Annotated in this window: 21 protein-coding genes; 9 read left to right on the top strand and 12 right to left on the bottom strand. The window is 36.2% G+C overall.

Translation table 11 applies throughout. The features are described from left to right. Positions 1–569: 569 nt before the first annotated feature. The 4 genes from AC52J8_RS07845 to AC52J8_RS07860 form a co-directional block, all read right to left on the bottom strand. Complete coding sequence (locus tag AC52J8_RS07845; RefSeq protein WP_086399472.1) at positions 570–2,288, bottom strand: fructose-specific PTS transporter subunit EIIC; 1,719 nt, start codon at positions 2,286–2,288, stop codon at positions 570–572. Next, complete coding sequence (gene pfkB / locus AC52J8_RS07850; protein WP_086399471.1) at positions 2,275–3,222, bottom strand: 1-phosphofructokinase; 948 nt, start codon at positions 3,220–3,222, stop codon at positions 2,275–2,277. The genes AC52J8_RS07845 and pfkB overlap by 14 nt, the downstream gene beginning before the upstream one ends. Before the next feature lie 15 nt (positions 3,223–3,237). After that, on the bottom strand, positions 3,238–6,090 hold the full coding sequence (gene ptsP / locus AC52J8_RS07855; RefSeq protein ID WP_496538907.1) for a phosphoenolpyruvate--protein phosphotransferase: 2,853 nt from the start codon (positions 6,088–6,090) through the stop codon (positions 3,238–3,240). 316 nt (positions 6,091–6,406) lie between these two features. Then, positions 6,407–7,267, bottom strand: a complete 861-nt coding sequence (locus AC52J8_RS07860; protein ID WP_025464285.1) for an alpha/beta hydrolase family protein — start codon at positions 7,265–7,267, stop codon at positions 6,407–6,409. 141 nt (positions 7,268–7,408) lie between these two features. Between AC52J8_RS07860 and AC52J8_RS07865 the strand changes: the two genes are divergently transcribed. Further along, positions 7,409–7,864 carry a hypothetical protein gene (locus AC52J8_RS07865; RefSeq protein ID WP_019767691.1) on the top strand — a complete coding sequence of 152 codons (456 nt, stop codon included), beginning with the start codon at positions 7,409–7,411 and terminating at the stop codon, positions 7,862–7,864. Positions 7,865–7,889: 25 nt separating this feature from the next. Here the strand turns inward: AC52J8_RS07865 and AC52J8_RS07870 are convergent, their stop codons facing one another. The 3 genes from AC52J8_RS07870 to brnQ form a co-directional block, all read right to left on the bottom strand. After that, positions 7,890–8,144 (bottom strand): hypothetical protein, encoded by a 255-nt coding sequence (locus tag AC52J8_RS07870; protein WP_005073940.1) that lies wholly within the window; start codon positions 8,142–8,144, stop codon positions 7,890–7,892. Positions 8,145–8,403: 259 nt separating this feature from the next. Further along, on the bottom strand, positions 8,404–8,823 hold the full coding sequence (locus AC52J8_RS07875) for a GlcG/HbpS family heme-binding protein (protein WP_005073943.1): 420 nt from the start codon (positions 8,821–8,823) through the stop codon (positions 8,404–8,406). A 189-nt stretch (positions 8,824–9,012) separates the two neighbouring features. Beyond that, a complete protein-coding gene (gene brnQ, locus AC52J8_RS07880; protein WP_005073945.1) occupies positions 9,013–10,314 on the bottom strand; it encodes a branched-chain amino acid transport system II carrier protein in 1,302 nt (433 codons plus the stop codon). Positions 10,315–10,667: 353 nt separating this feature from the next. Between brnQ and map the strand changes: the two genes are divergently transcribed. Then, positions 10,668–11,462: a type I methionyl aminopeptidase gene (map, locus tag AC52J8_RS07885; protein WP_086399469.1), complete on the top strand. Its 795-nt coding sequence runs from the start codon at positions 10,668–10,670 to the stop codon at positions 11,460–11,462. 45 nt (positions 11,463–11,507) lie between these two features. Here the strand turns inward: map and AC52J8_RS07890 are convergent, their stop codons facing one another. Then, a complete protein-coding gene (locus AC52J8_RS07890) occupies positions 11,508–12,407 on the bottom strand; it encodes a LysR family transcriptional regulator (protein ID WP_002120927.1) in 900 nt (299 codons plus the stop codon). Positions 12,408–12,650: 243 nt separating this feature from the next. On the opposite strand from AC52J8_RS07890, the gene AC52J8_RS07895 reads away from it, so the two are divergent. Then, positions 12,651–12,974 (top strand): hypothetical protein, encoded by a 324-nt coding sequence (locus AC52J8_RS07895; RefSeq protein WP_002121003.1) that lies wholly within the window; start codon positions 12,651–12,653, stop codon positions 12,972–12,974. Positions 12,975–13,021: 47 nt separating this feature from the next. Here the strand turns inward: AC52J8_RS07895 and grxD are convergent, their stop codons facing one another. Continuing rightward, positions 13,022–13,363, bottom strand: a complete 342-nt coding sequence (grxD, locus tag AC52J8_RS07900) for a Grx4 family monothiol glutaredoxin (protein ID WP_002120913.1) — start codon at positions 13,361–13,363, stop codon at positions 13,022–13,024. A 227-nt stretch (positions 13,364–13,590) separates the two neighbouring features. On the opposite strand from grxD, the gene AC52J8_RS07905 reads away from it, so the two are divergent. Further along, positions 13,591–14,799, top strand: a complete 1,209-nt coding sequence (locus tag AC52J8_RS07905) for an aspartate aminotransferase family protein (protein WP_032036363.1) — start codon at positions 13,591–13,593, stop codon at positions 14,797–14,799. 56 nt (positions 14,800–14,855) lie between these two features. Here the strand turns inward: AC52J8_RS07905 and AC52J8_RS07910 are convergent, their stop codons facing one another. The 3 genes from AC52J8_RS07910 to AC52J8_RS07920 all read right to left on the bottom strand — a co-directional run bounded on the left by AC52J8_RS07910 (position 14,856) and on the right by AC52J8_RS07920 (position 16,239). Then, positions 14,856–15,287, bottom strand: coding sequence for a CBS domain-containing protein (locus AC52J8_RS07910; RefSeq protein WP_032036362.1), 432 nt, complete (start codon positions 15,285–15,287; stop codon positions 14,856–14,858). 144 nt (positions 15,288–15,431) lie between these two features. Then, positions 15,432–15,806 (bottom strand): DUF2750 domain-containing protein, encoded by a 375-nt coding sequence (locus tag AC52J8_RS07915; RefSeq protein WP_005802084.1) that lies wholly within the window; start codon positions 15,804–15,806, stop codon positions 15,432–15,434. Positions 15,807–16,005: 199 nt separating this feature from the next. After that, on the bottom strand, positions 16,006–16,239 hold the full coding sequence (locus AC52J8_RS07920) for an SEL1-like repeat protein (RefSeq protein WP_002121063.1): 234 nt from the start codon (positions 16,237–16,239) through the stop codon (positions 16,006–16,008). Between the two features lie 216 nt (positions 16,240–16,455). Between AC52J8_RS07920 and AC52J8_RS07925 the strand changes: the two genes are divergently transcribed. From AC52J8_RS07925 to AC52J8_RS07945, 5 genes are all read left to right on the top strand, one after another. Continuing rightward, entirely contained in the window at positions 16,456–16,815 is a 360-nt protein-coding gene (locus AC52J8_RS07925; RefSeq protein WP_002120892.1) for a hypothetical protein, read from the top strand. Between the two features lie 99 nt (positions 16,816–16,914). Continuing rightward, a complete protein-coding gene (locus AC52J8_RS07930; protein WP_086399468.1) occupies positions 16,915–17,241 on the top strand; it encodes a hypothetical protein in 327 nt (108 codons plus the stop codon). Positions 17,242–17,361: 120 nt separating this feature from the next. After that, positions 17,362–18,474 (top strand): signal recognition particle-docking protein FtsY, encoded by a 1,113-nt coding sequence (ftsY, locus tag AC52J8_RS07935; protein WP_002121114.1) that lies wholly within the window; start codon positions 17,362–17,364, stop codon positions 18,472–18,474. A gap of 188 nt (positions 18,475–18,662) precedes the next feature. After that, complete coding sequence (locus AC52J8_RS07940; protein ID WP_002121011.1) at positions 18,663–19,259, top strand: nitroreductase family protein; 597 nt, start codon at positions 18,663–18,665, stop codon at positions 19,257–19,259. 220 nt (positions 19,260–19,479) lie between these two features. Then, positions 19,480–20,151 (top strand): YccT family protein, encoded by a 672-nt coding sequence (locus AC52J8_RS07945; RefSeq protein ID WP_086399467.1) that lies wholly within the window; start codon positions 19,480–19,482, stop codon positions 20,149–20,151. The last annotated feature ends 13 nt before the right edge of the window (positions 20,152–20,164 follow it).

Here is a 20,164-nt window from a genome sequence, read left to right on the forward strand (position 1 = left end):
AAAGGTAAAAACTGTTTAACAAAGCCGTACCTGAAACTCTTTGAGTGGATATGTAAGATTGCATTTAAGCTTGCTTGATCGTTAATTGAACGATATTGCTTGCAAGGGCATCGTAGAAAAAAAATTATGATTTGAACGTGGCATTGAACGAGAAAGTTTTTGTCTCTAAAGTCATAACTATGAAAAATTAAGATATTTAAATAAAAAATATTTATATATACCAATGACTTGTATTGTTTTGATGTTGGCGAAATTTACCATACATTTAACATGAAACATCTATTATTTAGTAAAATAAAATTAGATTTCTATATTAAATATCTGATTTTTATTAATAAATTTTAAACATTATTTTAAATAATAAGCTTTTGAAATAGAGGTATTTTTGTCTATAAATTATAATTTCAATAAATTTTATCCATTAAATCTCAAAAGAGCGAACTCTAACCGTAATGCTCGCAGAAGAAGTGCCCGCACATATTATGGCAAGAGCTGTTCAAATCAAATGATATAAGTTCTATAAAATGAATGATTATTAAAAAGGGAGAATTTATTTTCTCCCTTTTTAATTATGAAATAGTTGCTGTTTTATCTTCTATTTTTTTCTTAACAATAGCATAGCTTATGCCTGTAACCACACTCCCAGCAGCGATTGCAGCAAGGTATAGCCAAGCATGATTAATTGCATTTGGAATTAAAAGAACAAATACACCACCGTGAGGAGTAACTAACTCACAATGGAACAAGGCAACAAGTGCGCCAGTTACAGCTCCACCTAAAATACAAGTTGGAATAACACGCATAGGGTCTTTAGCTGCAAAGGGAATAGCACCTTCAGAAATAAAACATAAACCTAATACAAAAGCTGCTTTTCCTGCATCCTTTTCTCCTGTACTAAATTTATTTTTAGCAATGAAAGTCGCAATAGCCATACCAAGAGCAGGGACCATACCACCGGCCATCGTGGCTGCCATAGGCATATAAGTATTTGTTGTCAGTAATCCAACAGTAAAAGCGTAAGCTGCTTTATTGATTGGACCACCCAAATCAATACACATCATACTTGCTAATATAATTCCCATTAACACGGCATTTGTTGTACCCATGTTGTTTAAGAAATCTTTCATTAGCTCAAAAATATGCGCTACGGGCTGTCCAACCACATAAAACATGATAAGGCCAACAAATAATGTACCTAATAATGGAATAATTAAAATGGGTTTAAGTGCTTCTAAACTTGTAGGAAGTTTGAGTTTTTTTGCAATAAAAAGTGCGATATAGCCTGCAAGAAAACCAGAGACAATACCTCCTAGAAAACCTGCTTGTAGCTGAGAAGCGAGTAAGCCTCCAATTAAACCAGGTGCGAGGCCAGGGCGATCAGCAATCGAGTAGGCAATATAACCAGATAACATTGGAACCATAAGCATAAATGCTGCGGCCCCGATTTGTTTTAATATGGCTGGTAAGCTGCCTGCTTGCTCAGCTGCATTGAGACCAAAGCATAAAGAGAGGGCAATTAAAAGACCTCCTGCCACCACCATAGGTAACATATAAGAGACACCTGTTAAGAGATGTTTATATACGCCAACTTTTTCGGCTTTATCTTTATTTTCTGTAGATGTTTGTTGCTTACCTTGTTCTAAAACTTGCGCATTACTGATTGCCTCGGCGAAAGCTTTACCTGTTTGCTTTAGAGCAAAACCTGTACTACATCTATAAACACGTTTACCTACAAAACGGTCTGTATTAACTTCAATGTCAGTCGCAAGAATAACGATGTCTGCATCAGCAATAGCTTGAGGTGATAAGATATTTTTTGCACCAACGGAACCTTGAGTTTCTACTTCAATATCATAACCGTGTTTTTCTGCACCTTGCTGTAAAGCTTCGGCGGCCATAAAAGTATGCGCAACGCCCGTAGGACATGCAGTGATCGCAACAAATTTTTTAGCTGTAGATGCTGATAAGCTATTATCATTTTGCCAGTCTTGAGCAGACTTAAAATGATCTAAAGCAGTTTGAAGAGCTGACTGAGCATCACTTTTGATCTCTTCAATATTAATAAAAGATAAAGGGTGCGTACCAAAAATATTAAGATTTTTCGGGCGTTGTCCAACAACGATAACTTGGTCAAAGCTTTCATTCACTTCGAATTCATCAAGTGAAATAATGCTATTTTGATAACCCTGTTGGGACGCGACTTGTGCAAGCTTACGAGCTAAAATCAAAGCATTGACTTGCTGTTGCGGACTATTAATAACAAATAATAAACGTTTAGCAGTTGGCATCAGATTCACTCAATGAATTGATTGTTGTTTGGGCTTTTAATTGGTTTAGCTTTTCAGCATTAGGAATACGAAAGCCTACTTGTGTTACAGCGTGACTTGCAATTGCTGTAGCAGTTTTTAATGTTTCTTCAGCAGAGAAGCCACTCAATAAGCCATGAATCATACCTGCTAAAAGAGAGTCACCCGCACCAACTGTACTTTTAACTATTACTTTAGGTGCTGTGGCATGAAGTGGGTGAGTGTCATGTAACCAGTTTACACCGTCTTCACCCATTGAAATAACGACATGTTCAATTTTGGCTAGGTTTTCAAAAAGCTTTTTTTGTTCAGCATAGGTTGTGGCAGGAAGCTGATAACTTTCTACTAACTCATCTGTATTTGGTTTAATCATCCATGGCTGACATTCAATGGCAGCAACCAACGCTTTACCACTTGTATCTAGTGCAACTTTTTTCCCTTGCGCTTGAATGAGTTTAATAAGTTGTTTTAACTCATCAACACTAAATCCCTGCGGAAGGCTTCCAGCAATAGCAACCACATCTACCAGAGGCAAAATCATTTGAATTTTTTGGAAGAGGTGCTTCTTATCTAGTTCAGATACGAAAAAACCTTTTCCATTTAAATCCGTCATACGTCCTGAATGTTCAGCAATTTTTATATTTTGGCGAGTTTCACCTTCAATATAAATAAATTCAGATTGAAATTGAGCTTCTTTAAAATGGTCATCGAAAATCTGTCTGTTTGTTGCTCCTAGAAAACCAGAAACAACAACCTCATGCCCCAAATCTTTTAAAACTTGTGCAATATTTAAACCTTTGCCTGCCGCATGTATTTCTACAGATTCTTGGCGGTTTACTTCACCTATCTGTAACTCATTGAGTTGTATAGTCACATCAATTGCAGGATTTAAAGTAATTGTTAAAACTTTAGCCATTACCATTCCTAATTTTTACATTTCTTGTTCGGATAACTGACGTACAGCAGTAGCGCTATCACATTCAAGTGCACGCTTTGCAAGCACTTGAGCTTGGCTGTAGTTAAGTGTACGAATTTGGGCTTTAACCAAAGGAATACTATTCGGTGACATACTAAGCTCATCCACCCCTAAGCCCATTAGAATGGGTACAGCTTTTGGATCGGCTGCGAGTTCACCACATATACCAACCCATTTGCCATACTTATGTGCAGCTTTTACAGTTTGATCAATTAATTGCAAAATACTTGGGTGTAGCCCATCTGCTTCAGCCGATAGAATAGGGTGTCCACGATCAATGGCTAATGTATATTGAGTTAAGTCATTTGTTCCGATACTGAAAAAGTCCACTTCTTGCGCGAGGATAGGTGCAAGTAAAGCAGCAGAAGGAACTTCAATCATGATCCCAACTTGTAAGTCGGCGCATGGATATGTCGCTTTAACTTCATCAAGAATAGCTTTTGCAGCACGCCATTCTTCTACACGTCCAATCATTGGAAACATAATTCTTAAAGGGCGGTCATCTGCAGCTTTAAGCAGAGCAATAAGTTGTTGACGCAACAGCTCTGGCTGTCTTAGCGTTAAACGAATACCTCTCAATCCTAAAAATGGGTTTTCTTCTTCAGCAATTGGAAGGTAAGGGAGTGGTTTGTCACCACCTACATCTAGCGTACGTACTACGAGGGGACGGCCTGCAAGAGCATCTAAAACGATGCGATAATCTGCTTCTTGGGTAGCTTCACTCGGAGCGCTACTATGGGCCATAAAAACAAGTTCAGTCCTAAGTAGGCCAATTGCTTCGGCACCACATTCTACTGCATGAGGGGTCGCTTGAACTTTTCCTAAATTGGCAGCAATTTCGATTTGGTGTTGATCCAGTGTAATTGCAGGTTCTTGGCTATGACGTTCAGCTTCTTCACGAATTTTTTTCTGAAGCTCTCGCTCTTGTTTCGCTTGTTCGATTTGTTGAGCATTAGGATTTAAGATAAAAGCTCCGGTATCTCCATTAATTAAAAGAGAACTTTTTTGCTCAATATCTAGTACTTGATCACCAGCGCCAACAATTGCAGGGATACCTAAAGCACGAGCAACAATGGCACTATGAGCGCTTGCACCACCTACGGCGGTCAAAATACCTGCTACACGATCTTTATTAAGGCGGGCTACATCACTTGGTCCGACGTCATACATAATCAATATATAAGGTTCTTTAGGTTCTTCGATGATGACCTCACCGCAGAGTTGAGCCAAAACGCGATCACCAATATCACGTAGGTCTGTCGCACGCTCAGCCAGTAATCGATCTGGTAAAGCTGCTTGCTCTTTGGCTGCTGCTTCAATATGCTCATGCCAAGCAGCAGGAGCAGAAAGATTTAGGTTAATCTTTTGATAAACACCATTAATAAGATCTGGGTCATCAAGCATTTCCAAATGTGCTTGGAAGATTTGCTTAATTTCAGCCACTTCAGATTTTGCAATAACTTGGTGAATATTGTTTTTAACTGCGTGAAGTGCAATATCAAGTTTTTCTTTTTCTGCTTTGACACTTAAGCCCATGCGTTCATATTGGTAAACCTTAGGTTTAATTACATGTACAGGGCCAAAAGCTAAACCGCTTGAAGCAGCAATTCCTGTATTTGCGCTAAGTGGTTTTGAATGGCTTGGGATTTCACTAGATTGCTCTACTTTTATGTCTGAAGATTGTATAGGTTCAACTTCTTCACCTAAGCCTTGTTGCACTGCCAGAATAACTTTATCTAAAGCTTCAACTGCATCCGTTTCTGGTTCAGCAATGAAACGTAAAGTTTGGCCGCGTTTACAACCTAAAGCTAAGAGACGTGTCAAACTTTTAGCTGAAACAAAATTGCCTTCATCTACTGCGACTTGGATATCACCTTGAAAACTTTTTGTTAAGTTTACTAAATGAGTTGCTGGTCGAGCATGTAATCCATGTGCATTAGCGAGTACAACAGAACGGTGGGGCCAATCGGGAATAACATCTGCACCAATGATTTTAGCAATTTCATTTGGTGCTTGTGTTTGGTCTAATTGTGCAACTTGCTCTGGATTAAACAGAATATCAATCAGTCGATTAAATCTCTGGCTATCTAATTGCTCATTGGCAGCGATACACACGAGCGTATTTAATTTTTGTCCGCCTAGGTCTAAAGCATGGCGGGGCTTTACAATACTGATTGCTGGTTGTTGAACAAACTTACTGCTTGAAATAGACCAGATTTGATCTTGTAGTTGAATAACTTGATCAGGGTCAAGTGAACTTAGAAAACCGCACTTTACGAAATTGTGTTTTTTTAAAATCTGAGATGCAGACCAAAACAAATCTTCAATATCTTGAGATTCAATTTCAGTTTGAATTAAATTTTCATGCAAAGTTAAAGATAATGGTTGAGCTTGTAAGATTTCAATAATTTGTTCAGGTTGTTTAGCATTTTTTACCTGTTCACTTACATCATGCATTAAAGCTCGAGTTAATATTTGTAGAACTTGTAAATGTTCATCAGATTTTGCTGCAATAACAACAGCTAAATAAATTCTGTTTTCACCATCCCATATAATTCCTTCTGGAAAGTGAGCTAAACGGATACCTGTTTTTAGAATAAATTTGCGAGATTGGGGTGTACCGTGGGGAATAGCAATGCCTTGACCTAAATAGGTGGCACTTTGTTGTTCGCGATTGATGAGTCCTGTAATGTAGTCAGGTGTAACTAACCCATCTTTTACCAATATATCTACTAGACACTGTAATGCATGCTTTTTATCAACAGCATGTTGGTTCATATGAATATGTCGAGGCTCTAGTGCTAGCATACTTATCCTTGAACAATTTCTTTGGTTTAGCTAAACAGAAAAAAAGAAGCTGTTTGTATTAAAAATAGGTTAGTTTAACCGTTTTTAAACAACAGCTTCGTATAAATAACGATAGCAGAACTTTAAAGCTATATCGACGTATTTACGTAAATAATGCTTGTTTTTAATACAAAGGAATAGGTGGTTAATATATTTTGATTTCTTATGATAATTATTAGGTTAATAAACTAACTTTATAAAAGAAGTGGGTATTAATATTAAAAAAAACCTCTATACCGGATTACGGGTATAGAGGCAAAAGTAAAAGATCAATAGATTAGTGTTGGATTTCCTGTTCTAGGAGTGACCATAAGTTTTGATGTGATTTTTTAAACATTAGCATGTGCCCAATTGATTTATGCCCAAGTTTCATGGGATTTAGCTCTAACATTTTTGTGGGTGCATTAGGATAAAGTTTTAATAAATCTTCAACATTACGCTCGGTTGCAATTTCATCGTCACTTGCCCAAATTGAAGTAATGGGGCAGATAATTTCACTATGAAAATCATGATGGACTGTTTTACCTATAGCATTTTTCACATAGCCAGGATGGCTGCAAAATTCTCGCCACTGTTGGGCGACTTTTTTTGGTAAGTTTTCTCCCATTCCAATAAATTGAGTAGCGCCATAACCTTTAAAAGCACTAGAAATTGGAAAGATGACATTGAACATTACTGGTGCTAAAAACTTGGTTTTACCTTTAAGACCTTTTACATGGCCAGTGGAACCTGCGACCGCGATAACTTTTGCTACTTTATGAAAATTAGGAACAATTCCTAATAGCTGCCCACCAGCACTGTGGCCAAGAAGGGTAACTTGTTCTGCTTTCGTTTTTTCTAATAACGTATCAATTGCACAAGGAATGTCGAGAACTCCCCAATCATTAATACTTGCTGTACTTTGCTTCAAAGACCCGTGTAAGGACCCTCCAATTCCACGGAAATCAAAGCTTAATACGTCATATCCTTGTTCGCTTAACCATGTAGCAAAAGAATGATAGAAGTTTTTAGTAATACCTGTTGCTGGACAGATCAACACGGGATTTACTGATTTTGGGGATTGAGCTGGATAAAAATGTGCAGCAAGTTGATAACCATCTTTACAGGTCATCCAAAATGATTCAAAAGTGTTATCCATAATATTTCGTAGTGATTGGTTTATTGATATCTTTAATTTACACAAGTTCTGAAATGAAACTTGGTTAAAATGTGACTATAAAGTCAATATTTATGTTATATAGCTCATTAAATTTGAATAAAACAAATAATTGGAAAAAAGATGGATTTACCGAAAGCTGTACAGCTCGCAATTGTGTTTAGTGGCATATTTTTATGGATAGGGATGCTCACTGGGGTATGGAAATATTGGCAAATACGCCGTTCAGAATTAAGTCGTGCTCATTATTATGTGGATATCGCTCATCGAAGTAGTTTGTTATATGCAGCTGCTAGCCTAATTTTAGCTGTATTAAGCTATTTTACTGTTTTAAATGAAAATATTACTTTATGGTGTGTGTTCGCAAATATTCTATTTTTTAGTTTTTCAATTCTGGTTTATATCATACATGGCTATTTACAGGACACAACAAATCAATTCAAACGTCCTCACAAGCTAGGTCGTTTTAGCTTACCTTCATGGATGATGACTTTAATGATGGTGGGATTAATTTTGACTGAATTATTAGCTACAGCTATTTTAGTTATCGGAACAATTTTTTTATTTTTGGATGTATAAAAATGGATGATTGCTCATCCATTTTTTAAGTATTCAAGTTTTGTTGACTAAGACGTCTTTTAGCTAGTTTTCGCATCTTATGGTCGACAAAGGCCCACACACAAAATATGAAAGAAACAACCATCGCATACATAAAGTATTCGGGTTTCAGATTTCCTTTAATCATACCTTGAAACAGTAAAGTCAGCATAAGAGCAAGCGGTGTTACTCCATAAACAACTGAATCTTTGCTGTTCAGAGTGTTAATGAAGACTTGTTTGTTGAAATGTAATGATAACATCTCCATCCCTCCTTGTGGTTGCGCTAAAACCGAATGTTTTAGTCAAGAATAAGTTTAATGTTGTACTTCTATTTTTAATTCAATTCAATAGTGAATAGAAAATTTTTTGAACAGTTTTATAAAAAACTCTATGTTTATAAAAGGTTAAGGTATTAAAAAAGTAAATATTAAATATTTTTGTATAAAATACTTAATATTTTAGAAAAGAGAAAATATTTTAATGAAAAGTGTAATAATTTCTCTTTTCTATCATTTCAGGTTAGCTGTTTTGTTTTTTTAAAAATGTATCAATCGCATGTTGAGCAATTTCTGCATCTTCAAAAGATTGGACACCAGAAACGCCAATCGCCCCTAAAACTTGTCCGTCATAAATAATGGGTTTTCCACCTTCTAACATTCCTTGAGCACTAGGCATACTTAAAAAACCTAAGCGTCCACTTTGCAGAAGTTCTTCATAAAATTTTGAAGGTCTACCTGATATTGAAGAGCATTTTGCTTTTTCTAAACATAAATGTGAGGATAAAGGTGAAGCACCATCTAAACGTTTCATCATCAGAAGAGAACTTGTTTCATCAACAATAGCAATACTGACTTTAAAGTTGTGTTCAATTGCATATTTTTGAGCTTCTTCCATTAAAAACTCTGCATCTGCTTGTGTTAGGTAATATTTACTTTTCATTGTTGCTCTTCTTTCCTAGTAAGCTAAAAATTATTTTAGTGTAATTTTACAGTAAAAACTGATTATATCTATAGTTGATTTGTCATTGAAAGTAGTGTGGAAATAAAATGCCGGTTGGGTAAACTCAGCATTTTATTCAATATATAAAATCATGTTTGGGTAAAACTCGATTTCAAAAGAGACACTAGATTAAATGTTTTTAAATTTAACTTTGTCGATAATTACGGTAATTGCTAGAACAACTAAAGATGGGATCAACCAAGCTAAGTTTTGTTCATTTAAAGGTAAATGTTGAAGAAATGCAGGTAAATAATCACCAAAACCAGCAACTTTAATACCGTCAATAATACCGAAAATTAAAGCAATACTTGTTACTGAACCGACAATAAAAGAGGGTTTGTGCCAAAATTTCCAAAAGAAGCTAAGCATAATCACAACAATTGCAGGGGGATAGATTGCGCTTAAAACAGGTACTGATACAGCAATAAGTTTGGTTAATCCAAGATTAGAAATAATGAAAGAGAAACCAACTAAAATGAATACTAAAAGTTTGTAAGGCAATTTAGTTAACTGCGCAAAATACTCACCGCAAGCACAAGTTAAGCCAATCGCTGTCACCATACATGCTAGAAAAATTAGGCCAGTTAAGAATAATGAACCCATATTGCCAAAAGCATGTTGAACATATGCATGTAGAATTACTGCACCATTTGCTGCATTTGGCGCAACTTCGTGACTACCTACACCTAATTTAAATAAGCTTAAATAGACTAAAGTAAGACCTGCACCGGAAATAAGACTGGCAATAATCGCATACTTAGTGACTAATTTTTTATCGGTAACACCACGCGAATAAATCGCTTGAATAATTACGATACCGAATACTAGTGCGCCTAAAGTATCCATAGTGAGATAACCATTTACGAAACCTTCCGAAACTGGAGATTCAACGTAATGGTTGATTGGAGCAGGGACGTAACCCGCTGGGATCATAACTGCTGCAATACCTAAAATTGCTAAAGCAATAATTTTTAGCGGAGCAAGCACATGACCAACAGTATCCAATAACTTGTTTGGATAAAGTGAAACTACAGTTACAAATGAAAAATAAATTGCGCTGTAAATTAAAAGGCTGCTACTTGATGTTCCAAAATAAGATGAAAAACCAATTTCATAAGAAACAGTAGCTGTACGTGGAGTAGCAAATAAAGGGCCTACTGATAAATAACAAACAACGGTTAAAATCAGACTTGCTACTCGACCGAGAGGAGAGCTAATAATTTCAATGGAACCCTGCATACGAGAGAGTGCCATGATGGTAATTACGGGTAGACCAACTGCAGTAATCAAAAAGCCTATAGCGGCTAGCCATACATGATCACCGGCTTGTTGAGCGACAATGGGAGGAAAGATAATATTGCCAGCCCCAATAAAAAGAGCAAAGGTCATAAAACCTAGGGCAATAATATCTCCAGTACGAAGATGTTGCATAAATTAAAATTAATAAAAAAGAAGGAATTTTAGAGCAAAAGAGATCATGATCAAGCGGTATTTTATGTGAAAAAGATTTTTTTCAGAGCATAAAAACCTTTAATAGATATTAAAAATATCAACTGGTTAAGGTATGTATTTGAAAAACCATTGAAAGAAATTAGGAAATCATTTTTTGCCTCTGACTTTTTAAAGAAATTATGCAAAAATAAAAGTATGAATTTCTATTATGAATGTTGAATATTTGGGCATTTAATGCTTCCAGCCTATCCTATATCCGTTCTAGAATATTCTAAATTAACTTACATTTTTGTAGGCGTGGTAAAAAGCAGTGTCTACGAGGATAAAACTGAATGAGAGCTTCTACTGTTACAATAAAAACTGAACAAGATCTGGAAAAGTTAAGAATTTCTGGACGCTTGGCTGCACAAGTTTTAGAAATGATAGGGGCATATATTAAACCGGGTGTATCTACGGAATATTTAGATAACCTGTGTAATGACTATATTGTAAATACTTTAAAAGTTATTCCTGCGAATGTGGGATATCATGGTTTTACTAAAACAATATGTACATCAGTAAATGAAGTAGTTTGCCATGGAATTCCGTCACCGAATAAGATTTTAAAAGATGGCGATATTATTAATATTGATGTCGCAATTATTAAAGATGGCTATTTTGGTGATACGAGCCGCATGTATTTTGTGGGTGATGTAAACCCGCAAGCAAAAAAACTGGTTGATACAACTTATGAAGCGATGGTTGCTGGGATTCATGCTGTTAAGCCCGGAGCTACACTAGGCGATATTGGTTATGCTATTCAGTCAGTTGCTCATCGAGAAGGGTATAGCATTGTTCGAGAATATTGTGGTCATGGGATTGGTAAGATTTATCATGAACAACCTAATGTTTTACACTATGGACAGCGGGGCCAAGGCTTAGTATTAAAAAAAGGTATGGTCTTTACGATTGAACCGATGATTAATGCGGGTAGACCACAGGTTAAAGAATTAAATGACGGATGGACAGTTATTACTCAAGATCTTTCGTTATCTGCGCAATGGGAACATATGGTTGCTGTAACTGACACTGGCTTTGAACTCTTAACACCTTGGCCTGAAGGTGTAGGAAACTATCCTGTAATTTAAAAATAAAAAAAGTTCGATAATTATCGAACTTTTTTTAAATTCATTTTAATGCTCAGAAAGATGTTCTACCAAATAATCAATAAATACTCGTACAGCAGGTAATAACCCTCGGCGTGATGGATATACAGCATGTAATATACCGTGAGGAGCTTTCCATTCCGGTAAAATTTGTACAAGCTGTCCAGATTTTAGAAAATCTTCTGCTGCGCTCTCTGGTAGTAAAGCGATCCCACAGTTTTGACTCGCTAATTGCGCCAACATATGAATATTTGTACCCATTACGATAGGGCTGACTTTGATTTTCTTTTGCTGATTGTCTGGACCATGCAAAAGGAATTGTTGATCAAGATGCTCTTCTGACAAACTTAAAATGCGATGCTCACTAAGTTGTTCTGGATTTTTTATATCTCCAAATTCATTTAGATATGCTTGACTTGCAAATAGACTCTGTTCAATAAGTGCAAACTGTCTAAGAACTAAACTTGGATCATCATCTAGTTTTGAGCGAACACGTAAAGCAATATCAATTCCTTCATTAATGACATCTACTCGACGATTGCTGACCATAAGTTGCAAACGAATTTCTGGATATTTTTTTAAGAAAGCAGGCAAAATTTTAGGCAGTTGATTTTGAGCAATATCAACAGGAACACTAACCTTTACAACACCTCTAGGTTGAATACTTAAATGATCAACCAAATCATGAGCAGCCTGTGCAGCATTCATCATGACTTGAGCATGTCTATAAATATCCATCCCAATATCCGTAACAGCAAAATGACGAGAGCTGCGTTGAATCAGGCGAACGCCTAAGTTTTCTTCTAGGCTATATACACGACGACTTAGTTTTGATTTTGGTATATCCGTTACACGCTCAGCGGCACTAAAACCACCATGCTCAACGACGAGAGCAAAACAATAAAAATCATCAAGATCAGTGAGCATTAAAATATCCTATTTCTGCAACAACCATGATTTTACATTATTATTTTTGCAACGATAATTCTTAAACTAAATTTTTTGTAATTAAAAAATATACTAAGATATCTCCTTTAACTGAGAATTTGAAATTATATTGTAATTACAATGTAATTTTATTGTGTGTTTTTTTGATGAGTGGTTCTAGCCTTTTCTAGAACTTTCAATTAATTTCTTTTACACTACAATTTTCTATTCTTTTCAAATCTAATGCACTATCAATTAATTGAACTTAACGATGCTTCTGCGAATATTGAATGTCCATTTTGCAAACAAGCAATAATTGACTGGGCGCAAGAACAATATATTCAGCCATGTGAACATACTTTATTTATTGCTATGGATTTGGGGTTTGAATTTATTGCTGATCGATTTGAAGAGTGTATGGATCAAAATGTGGATGAGTTGCACGAAGATCCGAATATGAATATTTTTGAAGCTCTCACGACAACAACTTATGAAAATCTAATTATTTTAAAATCTGATTTAGGTGTGGAAAATTTATTTCGCTATGTCGGGGTAAGTGATCGTTAAAATTGAGAGTATAAAAAAGCCAATCTATTGATTGGCTTTTTTATTATTTACGCTTCTGGCGCTGCACTGTATTGTTCAACTAATGGTTTTAATTCGCCATTTTGGAACATTTCAAGCATGATATCGCTACCGCCAATAAGTTCGCCATTTACCCAAAGTTGCGGGAATGTAGGCCAGTTCGCAATTTTTGGTAATGTTGCACGAATATCAGGGTTTTCCAAAATATTTACATATGCAAATGGACGACCAATTTGACTGAGCGCCTCTACAGCACGTGCAGAGAAACCACATTGTGGAAACTGTGGAGTGCCTTTCATGTAAAGTAAAACGGGATGCTTCGCAATTTGATCGCGGATTAACGCTTCAGTATCACGTGCTTGTTCAGTCATAAAGAGATCCTCAACTAATCTAGCAGCATTATAGGGGGTGTTTACATCGCTTTGCAAACCACCTGATTACTTAAAGTTGCATTGAATATTCAATATTTTATTGTATAAACCGAAGTGATAGCAAAAAGCGGACGAAATTTTAGATAAATGAATGATGAGACTTTTCATCAGGGCCAGTTTTTGCTTATATAAACCCTTCTTAAAACCTCATACAGACAGAGTTCGTTATGAATGATATTACCCTAGCTCCAATACAACCTGATCAACCATCACATTTAATGGCTACTTATGGTCGCCAAGCGATCAGTTTTGTACGAGGCCGAGGGGCATATCTATATACCGAAGATGGCACAGAGTATTTGGATGCTTTAACCGGTATTGCTGTATGTGGTTTAGGTCATGCGCATCCAGTCATTGCAGAAGCAATTGCTGAACAAGCTGCAACACTTGTGCATACTAGCAACTTATTTGAGATTCCTTGGCAAACGGCAGCTGCTCAGAAGCTTGCTGAAGTTTCAGGAATGGAAGAGATCTTCTTTTCAAACAGTGGTGCTGAGTCAAATGAAGGAGCGATTAAAATTGCTCGTAAATTTGGTACTCAACAAGGTATAAGTTCACCAAAGATTATTGTGGCAGAGCAATCATTTCATGGTCGTACTTTAGCAACACTTTCAGCTACTGGTAATAAAAAAGTACAAGATGGTTTTGCTCCTTTAACCAATGATTTTATTCGTGTGCCATTTGGTGATGTAGAAGCAATTCAAGAAGCTGCTTTGCAGCACCCAGATATTGTTGCGATTTTGATTGAACCTATTCAAGGTGAGGGTGGTATTAATACAGCACCTCAAGGCTTTAGCTATCTTGAAGAAGTCCGCACCATATGTAATCAACATAACTGGCTAATGATGCTAGATGAAATTCAAACAGGTAACGGCCGTACCGGTAAGTATTTTGCTTATCAGCATACAAACATTGTGCCTGATGTTTTGACGACTGCGAAAGGACTTGGTAATGGCTTTCCAGTAGGCGCGGTAATGACCCAAGGTAAAGCTGTTGGCTTGTTAGGGCCTGGTAGCCATGGGTCTACTTATGGTGGCACAGTGCTAGGTTCTCGTGTGGTTTATACAGTAATTGATACAATCCAAAAAGAGAATGCTGTAGAAAACGCGGCAGTTGTTGGTGGTTATATTGTTGATCAATTACGTGCGCAATTGGCACATAAAGATGTGCAAGTACGTGGCTTTGGTATGATGATTGGTATTCAATTGCCTAGAGACTGCGCTGAGCTCGTTGCAATAGCTCGAGATCAACATAAACTTATTATTAATGTTACAGCTGGTTCAGTAGTGCGTTTATTGCCACCAATTAACATGACTCAAGCACAGGCTGATGACTTGCTAGAGCGTTTAGTTGCTTTAATTAATAACTATCTTTAAGTTTTTACATCAATAAAAAATGGGCATATAAATGCCCATTTTTTTATATGAAATAATTAACCAGAGATGTACTGTTTTAATTGTTCAATGAGATTTTTCTGATCTTCCATCGCAGCTTTTACTAAGTCGCCAATAGAGATAAAACCAACTAGTTTTTCATTGTCTAATACAGGTAAGTGGCGTAAGTGACGATCTGTCATAAGCTGCAAGCACTCTTCAACTGTATTGTTTAGGCTTACTGTAAGTACTTTAGATGTCATAATTTCAGCAACTGTAGTGCTATATGATGAACGTTCCATAAGCGTTACTTTTCGTGTGTAGTCACGTTCAGATAAAATTCCGACAACTTTTTCGCCCTCAGATACGACGAGTGCACCAATTCCTTTATCCGCCATAATCTTAATTGCTTCAAGGACAGTGGCTTCTGGAGAAATTGTAAAAATATCTTGTTCTGCTTTGTTTTTGATTACTTGTGCAACGATTGTCATTTCTTCTGTCCTGTGTTTTATCATTTTGTTTTAAATTAGCTTGATTTTATAAAAATGCAAAGACTGGATAGTCATTCAAATACAAGTTTTACATTCAAGCGTTCAAAAAGCATTCTAATAGAGATTAAGAACCTAAAGAAAATTTTACGCTCCTTGCCAATTCGGATGTTTGAAAAAGAAATGTTGCATTTGCTGAGTGGATAACTTTAATTTTCTATGAGATGAATTAAACAAAGCAGGAGTAACGTTGAGTCGTGTTAAAGTTGGTAGTAAAGACTCATGGAAATCTTTAGGTGTAATTCTTCTTGGTTTGTAATGTGGCCAATGCTCTTTTGCGTAGCGATGTGCCTGCAAACCATTAAGCCAAAAAGGAAAAATAAAGTCTTCCTGATCTGATTTAATTGCCCATCCCTGATGAAATAATCCCCAAAGAACCCCGCAATACATCATGGTTCTTAAAATATAAATCTTAATCATCAAGTCTCTTGAAACCGGTTGTAGATTACTTAAACTTTTCATTGTGAATTTAAAGGTTCTAACTTGTCTTGCTTATTATAAAAAAATCAGATGACATTTCAGTTTAAACAGGTATCAAATCGTAAACAAATATTCCAGCTGTGAAATTCATATCCTTTACTTAAAGTGGCTAAAGCTTTAGATAAATTGCTAGTTTTACTTATTTCCAGACGTAAAAAAACGCCACCTAAGTGACGTTTCTTTATGCTTGCATTGTGGCTAACTTTTGCCAATATTGTGCTTTAAGTGAGTCACGTTCAACACGGAAACCTTGATAATACAATTCAGCTAAAAACAGAGCAGCTTTACCGTGCCCAGCGCGAGCAACTTCTTCTAACTGTGCAACTGCATCCTGAAAATTCATTTGAGAGTGAATTGTGTTTACTGCAGTTGCATACACATGTTCTAAATCATGATGAGAAATACGTTGAATCATAGAAAACTCCTTATTGTAATTATGATTACTTTTTCTAAAGGCCGCTGCCTTTAAATTAATTTAACTTAGAATTATTAAACTAATATTACAAATTAATGGATTTGTCAACTATTGGTGCATACCAGTTAATTCACTATTAGGATACATGATTAAACATTATTCACAAATAATTTTGAGTAAAATCAATATGAGAATAAAAGACAAGGAGAATAAAATATGACAAATACTATCGATGGCTTTGTTTTTGATACTCCACCTAGAGAGGAACAAATCATAGAACTAGCCCATTATCATCGTAAACTATTAGATGAAGCGATCTTTCATCAAGAGATCCATTTAGGGGATTATTGTCTTGCTCAGCGCAAAAGAGTATTTGACTTTGCACGGCATTTGGAACCTGCACAAAAAAACTGGTTTTATCAAGTTTATGATGGTGAACTGAGAAAAATTGCCGACGAAGACGAATTGCATCCAGCCGATGCTGAAGAAGGGTTAAGTATTTTTGCGATGTTTTTAGTCTTGGTGATTATTGCAGCAATTTTATACTTTTCCGTCATTCGTTCACTAATAAGCTAAGTATTATGATCCAGTAAGGTACGATTCTTGGCCTTACTGGATGTTTGATCTTGTGCTTATGAGTATTGAACCCTACACTACACTAATTCGAGGTAGGTCATGCTCATATTCAAACAAAATTTTCTTAAATTAAAGTCTGAGTTAAAAGTTGATCAATGTTTTAACCTATTTGTGGTTATTGTCATTGGCTGTATTTTTGTGCTGTCATATTTAGCATTACTTCGGCCTATTACTCCGGAACAATATCAACGAATTATACAACTCTCTCATCAGGCCACTTATCCTAAAACTCAGGATATGGCTGAGCTGTTAATAGCTCAATCAGAAATTCATAGAGCAGAGTATTTAAAGTTAATGCATGCATATCAATTTGAAGGTGCTCATATTAGACAATATCCAGCACTTGCTCAGGAAGATACTCAGTAAATAGGGTAATCAGGCTAAATCTTGGTTTCCAAAGCTTTTTGAGCACTATTGTGGCAGGCAAAATTTTGAATTTATGCTAAACTTTATCTTTTTAAACGCGCTGCTTTTCAAGGAATCCGCATGGAGCAACAATCGAATATGCAAAATAAATTCTTGATAGATGCTGAGATCGGTGATGACGATGTCACATTACCTAATTTACCTGCTATCGATGTTCCCATCGTTGAATCTCCTGCTAAATCACAAGAAAATATTGAAGTAGCCAAAGACGAAGTGGCTTCTACAGAAACACCGGTTGAACAACCAAAAACTGGTTTTTTTGGCCGGATGAAAGAAGGCTTAACCAAAACTCGTCGTAATTTCGCTGATGGTATGGTCAATATCTTGATTGGTGGAAAGGAAATTGACGATGAGTTACTTGAAGAAGTCGAAGAGCAATTATTGGTTGCAGACATTGGTGTTGAAGCAACTAAAACCATCATTACCAATTTAACAGAGCGTACAGCTCGTGGTGATTTGATCTATTCCCACTCTTTATATAAAGCGTTACAAGAAGAGTTAGTTGCTTTGTTGGCTCCACGTGTTAAGCCATTGCATATTGACCCTAATAAATCACCTTATGTGATTTTGATGGTTGGGGTAAATGGAGTGGGTAAAACTACAACTATTGGTAAGTTGGCGAAACGTTTACAAGGTGAAGGTAAAAAAGTGATGTTGGCTGCTGGTGATACATTCCGCGCCGCAGCAACTGAGCAATTACAGATCTGGGGTGAACGTAATGATATCTCTGTAGTAGCGCAAGGTCATGGAGCTGATAGTGCTTCTGTTATTTTTGATGCCTTTGAAAGTGCTCGTGCTAAAGGAATTGACGTATTAATTGCGGATACGGCAGGTCGTTTACATAATAAGAGTAACTTGATGGAAGAACTCAAAAAAGTTAAACGTGTTATGCAGAAAATTGATGCAACTGCACCTCATGAAATTATGTTGGTGGTAGATGCAGGAACAGGTCAAAACGCGATTAACCAAGTACAAGAGTTTGATCAAGCTGTAGGTTTAACGGGTATTACCATTACCAAGTTGGATGGAACAGCTAAAGGTGGTGTACTCTTTAATATTGCAAGCCGCACCCATGTGCCAATTCGTTTTATTGGTGTAGGTGAAAAAATTGATGATTTAAGACCATTCTCGGCTAAATCTTTTGTTGCTGCGCTGTTTGAAACTGATAAGTAAATTGATTGGTAACCCTAAAAAGCTTCACTAAATCGTGAAGCTTTTTTATATGTATATCTTTTATTATTGTTGCGAAAATAAAACGAACTGTCATATTTTTAATGCTGATTATGAAAAATGACTTTAATACACTGTACTCATTCCCAAACAACGACCCTTGGTCAAATCAATAGGTAGGAAATAACAAAATGTCTACTTTCTTAGATAAAATTAAAAACCGTCGTACAATTTATGCAATTGGTAAAAACGTTGCATTAGATCGCACTAAAATTGAAGAAACTATCCGTGAAGCAGTTAAACATAGTCCTTCAGCTTTTAACTCACAATCTTCACGTGTAGTGACACTATACGGTGAATCTCATGCTAAATTCTGGAATTTAGTTCGTGAAGCTTTGCGTAAAATTGTTCCTGCAGAAGCTTTTGCTGGTACAAATGCAAAAATTGATAGCTTTGTAGCTGGTGTTGGTACGGTTTTATTTTATGAAGACCAAGCTGTTGTTAAAAGCTTACAAGAGCAATTCGAACTATATGCAGACAATTTCCCTGTATGGTCTGAACACTCAAGTGCAATTGCTCAATTTGCAACTTGGACTGCGCTTTCAGAGCTTGGTTTAGGTGCATCTTTACAGCACTATAACCCAATTGTCGATGCAGACGCAGCTGAAGCATTTGATGTTCCTGCAACTTGGAAATTACGTGCTCAATTAGTATTTGGTTCGGTTGAAGCACCAGCAGGTGAAAAAGCATTTATTAATGATGCTGATCGTTTCAAAACTTTCAATTAATTTAATTGAAATTAAAAAAAGCACCTATTTTAGGTGCTTTTTTTATGTTTTTAGAATGAATAGGAGGAATACATAAAACAAAAATTTATGAAATTCAAATGCATATTTCAAAATAATAAATCAAGAAATTAGTCGATAACTGCTTTGTCATAAAATAGTCACAATCATATTGCATATTGCTCATGATTTAATAGCTTATCAAACACAGAGAAAGAGACAGATGACTTTAAGATTAGGTGTTGCTGCAATTGGCTTATTACTCAGCGGTTCGGTATTTTCAGCAGTTACAATTACAGCACCAGAGGAAATTGTAATCCTTGCAGTGAATGGTCAGGAAGTCAACTCTGGGTTATTTCGTTCATCTAAAAATAATTATAAAGTCGATGCTGGTGAAACAAGCTTAAGTGTGCGCTATCAAGAATACTTTGAACATTTAAGCGGGGAGCATGACATTGTTAAATCTGGAATAGTCACAATTCAAACTCCAGTACTCAAAGATGGGCAAACTTATAAGCTCAGAATGGTAGATGCACCAAAGCAATTTGAACAAGCAAAGAAATATGCTGAGCAACCAACTGTGGCTTTGTACAGCGCAAATAATGAATTAATCGTACAACAAACTGGTGCAAACAATGAGGCAAAACCATGGTTTGCAACGGGTTTATTAGGAAAAGTCACTGACTTTACGACTAAATCATCTAAATCGCAGCCTGAGGCAGTGTATGCCTCTGCTAAACCTACTTCTGTTCAGGTGGCTGTACCAGCTCCAACATCTATGCCAGTAACGGGTGTAGCCCAAACGAATGATCAACGTTTAGTAGAAACTTGGCAAAAAGCTTCTAAAGCTGAGCGTCAAAAATTTATGGCATGGTTAGCTGAACAATCAAATTAATTTAATATTAGTA

This window comes from Acinetobacter sp. S-1, from assembly GCF_059579785.1.